We start from the raw sequence: 12062 nt of genomic DNA on the forward strand, positions 1-12062 counted from the left end.
ACTGGAACTTTTTTAAGTACTAGTCCAGCAGCACATGTTTTTGAGGATAGTAAATCAAAACCTAGAGATGAAAAAAACATGGAAATTAGAATTGATGAAGTAGTGAAAAATAAGGAAGATGTTGAAACTTTAGGGATAAATCCAGGAGACTTCATCTTTATAGACCCAAAAACTGTTATAACAGAAAGTGGATTTATAAAATCAAGATTTATTGATGATAAAGGAAGCGTTGCAGCTTTACTTTCCATGCTTGAATTAATAAAAAGAGAAAATATAAAATTAAAATATAAAACAAAAATATTAATTTCAGTATATGAAGAAGTAGGACATGGTTCATCATATATTCCAAGTGATATTACAGAACTTATTGCAGTTGATATGGGTTGCATTGGAGATGATTTATCTTGCAATGAATATCAAGTATCAATCTGTGCAAAAGATAGTAGTGGACCATATGATTTCAATATGACAACTGCATTAGTAAATTTAGCAAAAGAAAATAACATAGATTATGCAGTAGACATATACCCTATGTATGGTTCAGATGTAAGTGCAGCACTTAGAGGTGGAAATGATATTAGAGGTGCCCTTATAGGTCCTGGAGTTCATGCAAGTCATGGAATGGAAAGAACACATTATGTAGCAATAGAGAACACAATAAAATTATTAATTGCATATTTAAGTAAATAAAATAAATAAGACTTCACTCAAGTAGAATTTAATTTTGCTTAAGTGGAGTCTTATTTTAATTGAAGTATAAATTTGACTAACTAAATTGAAATTAGAAAGTATATTCATAAAAAATTAGTATAATTTTTATAAATTTAATTAAAAAATAGAAATTATTATGCAAATATGATAGGAATACTAAGAATTAGTTGATAAATTATAGTAAAATTAAAATTTACATATATATTTAATGTTTTTTAGATTTTTAATAGGGCACAGATATTTAAAAAGTACATTTGATAATAAATGGATTATATAATAATAATTATGTTAATGAATAATTATTATTGAGTAGTAAATCCCTGTATTTTTACGGAATTATGCTTTATAATTTTCTTCATTGAACGAACGATAAAATATGAGGAAGTGACTTTATGGACATTAAATTTTCTAAAAATAATGTGGACAGCTTTTTAAACAAATTACAAAAAGAATATGATGTATTTGCACCAATAGCTTATAAAAATGAAGGTAGATATAGTAATGTAGATAGTATCAGATATGGAAAAATAAATTCATTTAATGATGTTGTTTATGATAGAAGATCTGATTATTCAGCGAAAGAAGTATTATTACCTATAAATCATTTATATGCAGTAAAGATAAATGGAAATATTATAAAAAATGAAGATAAAGATAACGAAAAGAAAAAAATTATAATTCTTCGTGCTTGTGATATTCATGCTATGGAAAGAATTGATAACAAGTTTATGAAGGATGATTATTATAGGGCAAGACGTGAAAAAGTAAAATTTATGGTAATGGAATGTCCAAAGGCATTTGATACATGTTACTGTGTTTCAACAAAAACTAATGAAACAGATAATTATTCAATGGGAATAAGATTTGACGGAGATAATATACTTATCAAAATAAAAGATGTTGATTTTGATAAATATGTTATTGATGAGAATGAAAAAGAAGATTTTGAAATAAGATTTGCTAAAGAAGATGGAGTAAATGTTAAACTTCCAGATTTTGAACTTTGGGATTATAAAGCTTTAGATAAAGCAAGAAATTTAGAATTTTGGAATGAATATAAGAATCGTTGTATAGGATGTGGAAGCTGTAATGCTAGTTGCCCAACTTGTACATGCCTTTCTACTAAAGAAGTTAAAATTAATAATTCAGATGTTATAGAAATAAGAAGAGTTTGGAATGGATGTCAGCTTATAAAAACTAAATCATTAAAAGGTTATACAGTAAAAGATTTAGTACCTGCAAGAGTTAAACAAAGAGTTTTTGATAAATTCTATAATCCAAAAACTGAAAATTCAGAAGAGCAACTATGTGTTGGATGTGGACGTTGTACAAGTATTTGTCCAAAACTTATTAGTTTTGCAAACACTTTAACAAGATTAACAGAAGAGTTAGAGAAGTAGGAGGAAGCCTAAGATGAATAAAGATATAAATGTAGAAGCACTACGTGCTAATTGTTTCCGTCAATCAAAAATTCCAGGAGAATTTATGTTTCAAATGAGAGTTCCAGGAGGAATTACTGATGCGAAACATTTAGGTTTAGTTCAAGAGATTGCAACTAAATATGGAAATGGTAAATTTCATTTTGGAACAAGACAAACATTTAATATTCCAGGAATTAAGTATGAAAATATTGAAAATGTAAATGAGTTAGTGCAATCATATATAGAAGCAGTTGAGATTGAAGAGTGTAATGTAGATATGGAATCTAATGATAAAGGATATCCATCTCTTGGGGCAAGAAATATAGGAGCTTGTATTGGTGGAGAGCATTGTATAAAAGCTAATATTAATACAGTAGAGCTTGCTAGAAAGCTTGAAAAAGTAATTTATCCAAGTCATTACCATATAAAAATTAATGTAACTGGATGCCCAAATGATTGTATAAAAGCGCATATGAGTGATTTTGGAATATATGGGGTTACACTTCCACAATATGATTATAATAGATGTGTTGAATGTGGTGGATGTGAAAGAGCTTGTAGAGCACATAGTGTTGGTGCGATAACTGAAGAAAATGGAAAAATGACTATAAATAGAGATCTTTGTATTGGGTGTGGGGAATGTACAGATGTTTGTCCAACTAGAGCTATGAAAAGATATGATAAGCAGTTATATAGAGTAACTATGGGGGGAAGAACTGGAAGAAAAAATCCAAGAATGGGAAAAGTATTTGTAGATTATGTAACGGAAGACACATTAATAAGTATTTTTGAAAATTGGATACCATTTTCTAAATATGTTTTACATGGAAAACCTGTTTATCTTCATGGAGGGCATTTAATGGATATGGTTGGATATGAAAAAGTAAAAGAGTTTTTATTTAAAGATGTTATTTTTAATGAAGAAGCTAAAATTGCTAAGAGAATTAATTGGAGTGAAATTGAATATAAATCAAACATTAATGTAGTTAAAGCAGAAGATGTTATAAAATAAATGAGTAAAGGAAGTTTTAAACTTCCTTTTTTTCTTAAAAATAAAATGAAAAAGCTAATTTAATATTAAGGATTTACTAAGTGATGATTAAGGGAAAATTAAGATATTTATAGTAGAATAGGAATATAGAAAATTATGGAATGAAAAGTATAAGTTCAATGTTAAGAGAGAATTTAAGATGTGGAGGAAGATATATGGAACAACTATTAGAGTTATTTGCAAGGTATGGATTAATTATTATATTTATTCTTGTGTTTTTAGAACATTTAAATTTACCAGGACTTGCAGCAGGAGTAATTTTAGCTGGAATAGGTGTTATAGTAAAAAAAGGGAATGTAAACTTAATGGTGGCACTATGTGTTTGTTTAGCAGCAGCATTACTTGGAAATATAGTTTTATATTTTATCGGTAGATATATAGGTCCTAAAGCTATTGATATATTAGTTAGAAAATTTCCAAAATCAAAAAATGCTATTTTAAAAGCAGAGAAAATGTCTAAAAATAGTTATGGAAGAATTAGCACAAGATGTATGCCGGTAATAAGAACTATAGTACCAGTTATAGAAGGTGGACTTGGAGTAAGTTTCTTAGATTTTATTAAAACCTCTACAATAGGATTATTTGTTTATAATGGAACTATTGTAGGAGGAGGATATTTTTTAGGATATTTAGTTTAGAATATACTAAAATATTAACAAATAATTAAATAACATTTTTGACGATAAAATTATTAATTAAGTTATATATAATATTAGTATATATAGATTAAGGAAAATGTAACTAAGGAGACGCGGTAAAGTGAACAAAGGAAAAAAATCACAGAAATCAGCCTTAGAAAAAAATAAAGTTAGCAATAAGAAGAATATGCAACTAAAGTATAAAAGGCGAAGAATGTTAGCAGTTATAGTAATTATAGTGGTAGGAATAGTAGGTATTATTTTTTTAGTCCACAGTTTTAGTGGATTTAAAGGAGTAGGAGAATCAAAAGGGAAGAAAATAAATAATTATATGATAGATGGGAATAACGATGTTGAAAACGGTGATTATAATGGAGCTATAACTAATTATCAAGATGCATTAAATGTAGATAGTTCAAATGAAAATGCAACAGATATGATAAAAATATTACAAGGATATATGAAAGCACAAGCCTTTTATCAAACTGGAGATGTTCAAGACGCTGAAGTAGCACTTAGTAATATTCCAAGCAGTTATACAAGATATCCAATTAGCAAGAAGATAGATGAGCTTCAAAGTGAGATAAAAAAAGGAAATCCGAATGCACAGAAGAAAAATGATGCAAAAGCGACTACTGATATTTTAAATTTAAGTAATTTATATAATGCAGGAAAATATCAAGAGGCATTAGACTTAATATCAAATATGGAGAGTGATAATTTAAGTTCAACGCAACAAGCTTATGTATCAGAAGTAACTATAGGAATAGACCAAAAGCTTAATATCAAAGATGCAAAAAATAATAAGTTTTATCAAAAGGGAAAATACTTATTAGAATTAAATAATCTTAATATTGCAGTTAATAATATGGAACTTGGAGCAACTACATATGAGCAGAAGCTTACAAGAGCAAAAGATAAATATAATAAGTGGAATGATGAGTTAAATAAAATACTACAAACACTTCAAGGAAAATTATCTAGTTCAGATTGGAATACATTACAAAGCAATGAAAATATATGGAAAACTAATATGGAAAATCAAGCAAAGCAAAGTGAAAGTCAATATACGGATTCGTTAGTTAAGCAAACTGCAAATTATCAATCACAAAGAGATCAAATAAAAGATAGGTGTTATTACTTAGTTAACACGTATATGTAGGAAAAAAGCTATCTGAAAAGGTAGCTTTTTTATATTTAAATATAAAATTTATAGGAAAAACTTTATTAGACTATTAAATTATAAAAAAATACTTTTAAATTAAATATTTACTTAAAAAACTTAAAATGGTAAGATTGAGATGGTATAAAAGGAGGATGACTATGAAATTTAAAAAAATTGTAGTATCACTAAGTATTTTGGGTATAGCAGTAGTATTAGTAGGGTGTGGTAAAACTGATATTGAAAAAATCGGAGGAAATATAGAAAAGGATAATTATGTCTTAGCAATTAAAGAATTTGAAAAGTTAACTGATGAAGAAGAAAAAAATAAAATAGAAGAGCAATTCAAAAATAAAGCAATAGATATAAAAAATAGGTACATAAATGAAGAAATTGAAAAAGTACAAGCTGTTGAATGGTTAAATGAATTACGATTAGTAAAGGAAATAGAAGTATTTATAGATAGTGTAACTAAAGAGGTTAATGAAATATATGAATCAAGAAAATAGATGAAAAATAAAAGATGAGGCATTTGCCTCATCTTTTATGCTTCTAAGATTTCTTTTTCTAAAGTATCCATTAAAGTTTGAACTGGAACAATTTCCTTTATTCTATGTGCATTTTCGCCACAGAAAATTAATCCATTATCTAAATCACCAGTAACAGAATTGATTAAGGCTTGTGTTATGCAATAAGGAGTATCCTTAGGATTACAAGGTATTAAACAATCATAACATTTCTTTACTGGAATTTTACCTTCTTTTGTCTTTTGAACAAAAGGATTTAAAATTGCACGACCAGGCATTCCAACAGGACTACCAACAATACTAATATCATCTAATGTTGAATTAACATAAGCTTCTTTAAACTCAGGTGAAGCATCACATTCAGTAGTAGCGACAAAACGCGTTGCCATTTGAACACCAGAAGCACCAAGTTTTAAATACTTAGCTATATCAAAACCATCAAAAACACCACCTGCAACTATAACAGGAATATCTTTATTAAAACGCGAACCATGTTCATTTACATGTTCAATAATTGAAGATATTTCTTTATCAAATTCTTCAGTAGTAAGATTTTCAACTTGATCTTTTTTAAAACCAAGGTGACCACCAGCTTTAGGACCTTCTATAATAACAGCATCAGGTAATCTGTTGTTATGTTTTTCCCAAAGTTTTAAAATTACTCTGCAAGCTTTTAAAGATGAAACAATTGGCGCAATTTTAACTGCTGAATCTTTTGCAAGCTTTGGTAGAGCAGTAGGCATACCAGCACCAGAAATAATTAAGTCAATTCCTGCATCAATGGCAGTTCTAACGTAATCTTCATAGTCTTTAGTTGCAACCATGATATTAACTCCTAAGATACCATTTTTCGTTTTTTCCTTTGCAATTCGTATATGTTCTTTTAAGGCTCTAAGATTAGCAAGCTTAGAGTTTGTATTAAAATCTTTTTCTTTAAATCCAATATCAGCTGTAGATATAACACCTATACCACCAGCATTAGTAACGGCAGAAGCTAGAGAAGATAATGATACTCCAACTCCCATACCACCTTGAATGATTGGAAGTCTAACTTTTAAGTTACCGATTATTAAAGGTTTAATATTCATAAAAAAATCCCTCACTTATATATATTTTGAAAATTAAATAGTTTGACTATCAAATTAATTTATTCCATTATAATCTAAAAAATCTAATTTAACAACCAGTAATTAAATTTTATTAATTAAACAAAAAAGTTGACAAGATAAATATTATTTGATAAAATATAGAAGACTTAGGGGTATGGCTCAATTGGTAGAGTAGTGGTCTCCAAAACCATTGGTTGTGGGTTCAAGTCCTACTGCCCCTGCCAAAGACATTCATTTGAATGTCTTTTTTTTTATGCAAATTTAGAAAATAAAAGCTTTCTAAAAATAGGAATAAAATATTAAAAATTAAAAATGAAAATGAATAAATTAAGAAAAAAATAGATTATATGACAAAAAAAGACTAGAGTAATAATTTATTTTGAATAAAAGATTATTTAATTAAAGAAAATTCCAAAAAATTCACCAAAAGTTTAAAAAATGTGATATAATATAAACAAATAAAGTTAAAGTTTTAGTGAAGGAGGGAGAATATGAAAAAATTAAATAAAGGATTAATTTTTGGAGTATTCATAGTGTTACTAGCTTTAACATTAGGAATGGTTATAGTAAAAGGAAATATTTCATCACAAAAATATGAAATTGTAACAACAAACAACACTATAAATGAGTCACAAGAACAACTAAACTCAGTAGTAGAAGTAATTACAAAAGCAACTTATCAAAATGTTAAATCATTAAAAAATGAAAAAGAAAAAGGATATGTAGTAGTTGCAGATAAAGATATTACTGAAGGTGAAATAAATGCAATTATAAATATAGGAAAAGGCTTAAATATAAAGATAAGTTTTTTAGAAAATGAAGCTGTAAATAAGAATAGTAGAATACAACAATCAGGAGATACTGTAATTCCAAATGGAGTAGATTTAAATAGAGCATTAGAGGAAAGTAAAATAGATGCTTTAAATTTGAATCAATTATATACATTTAAATCAGATGATAAAAAAAGTATGGTTGTTTTTATAGAAAATGTAAAAGAACTTGAGAAACATAAAGGGGAATTTAATGAAAAAATAGATGACTTAAAAGCTGAAGGATATAAGTTTAGAGCTTTTTCATAGTGGATAAAATTACATAGAATTAAAATATGTAATTTATACATAATAATAAATGAAGCTTGATTTAAAATTTAGAAAATCAAGGAGGCGTTTAAGTATGAAAAGAAAATCTTTAGGAAAAAAGGTAAGTAAGCTTGAGGCTTTTAAGCATGAAGTGGCAAAAGAGATTGGAGTTCCTTTAAAAGAATATAATGGTGATCTTACTGCAAAACAGTGTGGTGCAATTGGTGGTGAGATGGTAAAAAGAATGGTAGAGAAGTATGAAGCAAGTATTATAAAAGAGAATAAAGAAAATTAAGCTATTGCAAGTGCAGTAGCTTTTTTTTAATTTGGATTTTTTACAAAAAATGTATATAATAAAATGGAACTAGAGTTCTTATGAGAGGAGAGTTTTTATGAGAGAGGTTAAAATAATTCATTGTAGTGATATACATTTAGATACAACAACTAGAGACTTAGAAGGAAATTTAAGAGTTAAAGTAAGAGAACTTATAAAAGATGTATTTAAAAAGATTATAGATATATGTAATGAAGAGAAAGTAGAAATACTATTAATTGGGGGAGATATTTTTGATAATAATAGAGTGAAAAAAGAAACTGTAAGTTTTGTGAAAAGTATTTTAGAGGAATTAGTTTATACAAAAGTATTTATAAGCCCAGGCAATCATGATCCGTTTAATGGAAAATCTTTTTATGACATTATAGAGTGGCCTAAAAATGTGTATATATTTAAAGAAGGTATGGAGAGAGTTGATGTGGAGGGAGTATCAATTCATGGTTTTGGCTTTAATGAAAAATATCAATATAAGACATTAATGAAAGATATTAATATAAATTCTGAAAATATAAATATTTTAATTGGGCATGGTGATTTAGGAGTAAAAGAAAGTGAATATAATCCAATATTATTAGAAGATATAGAGAAAAGTGATTTAGATTATATTGGACTTGGGCATATTCATCTTTATAGTGGGGTAAAGAGAGTTGGAAAAACTTATTATGCTTATTCTGGGTGTCCACAAGGTAGAGGCTTTGATGAGGAAGGCGAAAAAGGAATAATAATAGGAAAGATTAGAAAAGGATATACAAGTTTAGAGTTTAGAAAAACTTCAATAAGTGAATATGAAACTTTAAAAATTAATATAGAAAATGCAGAAAATTTATATGATATAGAAAGATTAATACTAAAGGAACTAGAAAGTAAGAAAAAGGAGAACTTCTTTAAGATAAAACTTATAGGAAATATAGAAGAAAACATAGTTATTGATAAGGAGCTTCTAAAAAGAAACTTAAACCATTATAGTCTGAAAATTATAGATGAAACAAAGATAAAGATTGAGATTAAAGAGAATTCAATTAAACATATGTTTATAGAAGAATTAAAAAAAGATGGTAGTATTGATGAGGAGATTTTTAATTTAGCTTTATCATTGGGAATGAGAAGTTTAAATGATGAGGAGATAGTTTTAGATGATTATTAAAAGGGTAAAAATAATTAGATTTGCTGGAATTAAAAATAAGGAGATAGATTTTTGTAATGGAATAAATCTTGTTTTTGGAGAAAATGAAGTGGGGAAGTCTTCTATACAAGAGTTTATAAAAATTTGGCTTTTTGGTTTAGGTAGTGGTAAAAAAATGAGAATAAAGTATCTTCCGTTAAGTGGTGGAATAATGGAGGGAGAGCTTTTAGTTGAGCAAAATGAAGTATGTTATTTAATAAAAAGAAAGTTTGGAGAAACTAAAAAAGGTGATTCTATAGAAGTACTAAATTTTCTAACAGGAGAAAAATTAAATTTAAGTAAAAAGGAAGTTGGGGAAGTTTTATTAGAAGTAACAGAAAAAACTTTTTCTAGGACTATATTTATAGGACAACAAAAAATAATTTTAGAGAAAGAGAAAAAAGAAGATGAAATAAAGGAACGATTAAAAAGTACATTAAGTCAAAATGATGATGATGTATCAATAGATAGGGCGATTGATAAGTTAAGAGAGAAAAGAAAAGAGATACAAGGTCCTAGAGGTAGTGGGTGTCTAAAAGATAGTAATGAAATTTTAAATAATTTAAATGAAGAACTTTATAAAGCAGAAAGATTGAAGAAAGAAATTTTAGAAAAAGAGATAGAGCTTAAAGAAGTTAAATTGAAAAAGAAGAGTATAAGAAAGAGTATAGAAAATCTTGAGATTTATAAAAAACATCTAAAAAGAGGAAATTTAAGAAAAGAGTATGAGGAAATAATAAAGTATTTTAATAAGAATGAGGTTAATAAAAAGGAAGAGCAAGATCTTTATAAAGAATTAAATAAGATAAGCAAAGCTGAATTAGAGATTTTAGATAAAAAATTTGAAGAAGTGAATATTATAGATTTAAAAATAAAAGAAAATGAAAGTAATATAGAAGAGTTTAAAAGTGAAAAAGAAAAAATAAAAAAAGAAAATGAAAAATTAGATGTATTTTATTCATTAGGTGGGAACATAAAAGAGAAAATAAATAATTTAATGGTAGAGACTAAGTTATTTAAAGAAAAATTGGAAAGTGAAAGAAAGTTAAAAAAGTTGATAGAAGAGGAAGAGAAAAGTATAGAAGAACATAAGAAAAGACTTAATGAAAAAAATCTTTCAATAGACGATGATATAAATAAAATGAAGGAACTTTTAGAAAGTGTAAATAATAAATTTAATATGAAAAGATATATAGGAGTAATAATGGTTCTTATTTTTGTAGCAATAATTGGATTTATTATAGATAAAAAACTTTTAATTATAGTAAGTTTATTTGGAATAATTGGAGTTCTTGTAAGCTACTTTATTTTAAATTTAGAAAATAGTATGTTAAAGAGGTATAAATTTAAAAATATAAATGAGCTTAAAGAAGGGATAAGGGAACTAGAGAAAGTTAAAAATATAGAAGAGAAAGCTCATTTGAAGATTGAAGAAAGACTTAATAGAATCGAGGATTTAGATATAGAAAAAGGATATAAGAAATACACTCAAAGTGAAGAAATGTTAAGGTCAATTAGAGTAATGACAGAATCAGCAGATGAAAGGGAATTACTTTTGAAAGTTAGTATGTATGAAACTATTAAAGGAAAGATTGATAGAATAGAGGAAGATATAAGAAGTAATAAAAAAAGGAAAGAGTTTTTATATGAGGATAAGAGCAAAATAGAAGAAGAAATTTTATTAGAGGTACAAAAAATAGATAGTAATGTTACAGTGGAAAAATGCAAAGATGTAATAGAAGAATATAAAGAAAAGCTAAAAAGAAAAAATGAGTTAAAAGAAGATATTGAGAGAAATAATGAAACATATAAGGCTTTATTAAAAGATAGGGATATTTATGAAATAAGAAAAGAAATAGAAGTGAGTAAGGATTTAATTGAATGTTCATCATATAAAAAAGAAGAGGAGATAGATGAAGAAGTAAAAAATAGTTCAAAAGAGCTTATATTTTATGAAAAAAGAGGAAAGGAATTAGAAGGAGAGATTAAATATATTTTAGAAAAGGAAAGAGATATAAATATTATAGAAGAAGATATATTCATAGAAGAAGAAAGAATAAAAGAATTACGAAAAAAAATGAAAGCATTAGATATTAGTATAGAAAAGTTAGAAAGTATAGATAGAAAGTTAAAGGAGAAATTTACACCTAAAATAAATGAATATGTAGGAGAAATATTTAGTAAAATAACTAACAATAGGTATAAAAATGTTATTTTAAAGGAAAACTATTCATTAGAGATTGAAGGAGAAAGATGGTTTAGTAGCGAGTATTTAAGTAAAGGAACTAAAGATCAGCTATATTTAGCAGTAAGATTTGCAATTATAAAAATAATATTTGAGAGAATAGATGTTCCAATAATTTTAGATGAAGCTTTTAGTCAATATGATGACAGAAGAAGAGAGGAAGCACTAAAATATTTATATGAAAGAGAAGAAAATCAAACAATAATATTTACATGTCAAGGAATAGAAAAGAAAATTTTAGAAAAACTAAAAATTTCTTATAATGAGATAGTTATTTAATTGACAGAGAGGAAAATAAAGGTTATGATTTTACTTGTAAATGCAAATCATATGCAAAAGGAGGGAAAGATGAAAAAAATCATAGCTATATTAGGGGTAGGAATGATAATGATGTTAGGAGTTGGATGTTCATCAAAAGATGAAGAGAAGAGTGAAAAATTACAAGTCACAGCATCCATATTTCCTATAGCGGAAGTTACAAAAGCTATTGGGGGGGATAAGGTTTCTGTAATTACATTGGTACCAAAAGGTCAGGAACCACATCATTTTGAACCAAATACAAAAACATTTAAAGAGTTATTACAAAGTAAATTATTTATATATAATGGACTAGGAATGGAAGA

General features: G+C 26.6%; 12 protein-coding genes and 1 tRNA gene. 12 read left to right on the forward strand and 1 reads right to left on the reverse strand.

The window, feature by feature from the left end; all coding sequences use genetic code 11:
• The 6 genes from ACRDDY_RS04390 to ACRDDY_RS04415 all read left to right on the forward strand — a co-directional run.
• Positions 1 to 690, forward strand: a 690-nt coding sequence (locus tag ACRDDY_RS04390) for a M20/M25/M40 family metallo-hydrolase (RefSeq protein ID WP_438563755.1), incomplete at its 5' end; no start/stop codon positions are given.
• A 413-nt stretch (positions 691 to 1103) separates the two neighbouring features.
• Complete coding sequence (locus ACRDDY_RS04395; protein ID WP_438563756.1) at positions 1104 to 2111, forward strand: 4Fe-4S dicluster domain-containing protein; 1008 nt, start codon at positions 1104 to 1106, stop codon at positions 2109 to 2111.
• A gap of 13 nt (positions 2112 to 2124) precedes the next feature.
• Positions 2125 to 3144 (forward strand): sulfite reductase subunit C, encoded by a 1020-nt coding sequence (gene asrC, locus ACRDDY_RS04400; RefSeq protein WP_438563757.1) that lies wholly within the window; start codon positions 2125 to 2127, stop codon positions 3142 to 3144.
• Between the two features lie 194 nt (positions 3145 to 3338).
• Positions 3339 to 3821, forward strand: coding sequence for a DedA family protein (locus tag ACRDDY_RS04405; RefSeq protein WP_438563758.1), 483 nt, complete (start codon positions 3339 to 3341; stop codon positions 3819 to 3821).
• Between the two features lie 121 nt (positions 3822 to 3942).
• Positions 3943 to 4983, forward strand: coding sequence for a hypothetical protein (locus tag ACRDDY_RS04410; RefSeq protein WP_438563759.1), 1041 nt, complete (start codon positions 3943 to 3945; stop codon positions 4981 to 4983).
• Positions 4984 to 5144: 161 nt separating this feature from the next.
• A complete protein-coding gene (locus ACRDDY_RS04415; RefSeq protein WP_438563760.1) occupies positions 5145 to 5492 on the forward strand; it encodes a hypothetical protein in 348 nt (115 codons plus the stop codon).
• Between the two features lie 35 nt (positions 5493 to 5527).
• Here the strand turns inward: ACRDDY_RS04415 and ACRDDY_RS04420 are convergent, their stop codons facing one another.
• Positions 5528 to 6598 carry an NAD(P)H-dependent flavin oxidoreductase gene (locus ACRDDY_RS04420; RefSeq protein ID WP_438563761.1) on the reverse strand — a complete coding sequence of 357 codons (1071 nt, stop codon included), beginning with the start codon at positions 6596 to 6598 and terminating at the stop codon, positions 5528 to 5530.
• Positions 6599 to 6767: 169 nt separating this feature from the next.
• Between ACRDDY_RS04420 and ACRDDY_RS04425 the strand changes: the two genes are divergently transcribed.
• The 6 genes from ACRDDY_RS04425 to ACRDDY_RS04450 form a co-directional block, all read left to right on the forward strand.
• Positions 6768 to 6843: transfer RNA gene (locus ACRDDY_RS04425), tRNA-Trp, on the forward strand.
• Between the two features lie 267 nt (positions 6844 to 7110).
• Positions 7111 to 7698, forward strand: coding sequence for a hypothetical protein (locus ACRDDY_RS04430; protein WP_438563762.1), 588 nt, complete (start codon positions 7111 to 7113; stop codon positions 7696 to 7698).
• A gap of 94 nt (positions 7699 to 7792) precedes the next feature.
• Positions 7793 to 7993, forward strand: coding sequence for a small, acid-soluble spore protein, alpha/beta type (locus ACRDDY_RS04435; RefSeq protein ID WP_438563763.1), 201 nt, complete (start codon positions 7793 to 7795; stop codon positions 7991 to 7993).
• A 97-nt stretch (positions 7994 to 8090) separates the two neighbouring features.
• Positions 8091 to 9176, forward strand: coding sequence for a metallophosphoesterase family protein (locus tag ACRDDY_RS04440; protein ID WP_438563764.1), 1086 nt, complete (start codon positions 8091 to 8093; stop codon positions 9174 to 9176).
• Positions 9166 to 11718: an ATP-binding protein gene (locus tag ACRDDY_RS04445; RefSeq protein WP_438563765.1), complete on the forward strand. Its 2553-nt coding sequence runs from the start codon at positions 9166 to 9168 to the stop codon at positions 11716 to 11718. The genes ACRDDY_RS04440 and ACRDDY_RS04445 overlap by 11 nt, the downstream gene beginning before the upstream one ends.
• A gap of 69 nt (positions 11719 to 11787) precedes the next feature.
• The coding region (locus ACRDDY_RS04450; protein WP_438563766.1) for a metal ABC transporter substrate-binding protein at positions 11788 to 12062 on the forward strand (275 nt) is incomplete at its 3' end.

It is taken from the genome of Clostridium sp., from assembly GCF_051656525.1.
In the GTDB taxonomy this organism is placed as follows: Bacteria; Bacillota; Clostridia; order Clostridiales; family Clostridiaceae; genus Clostridium.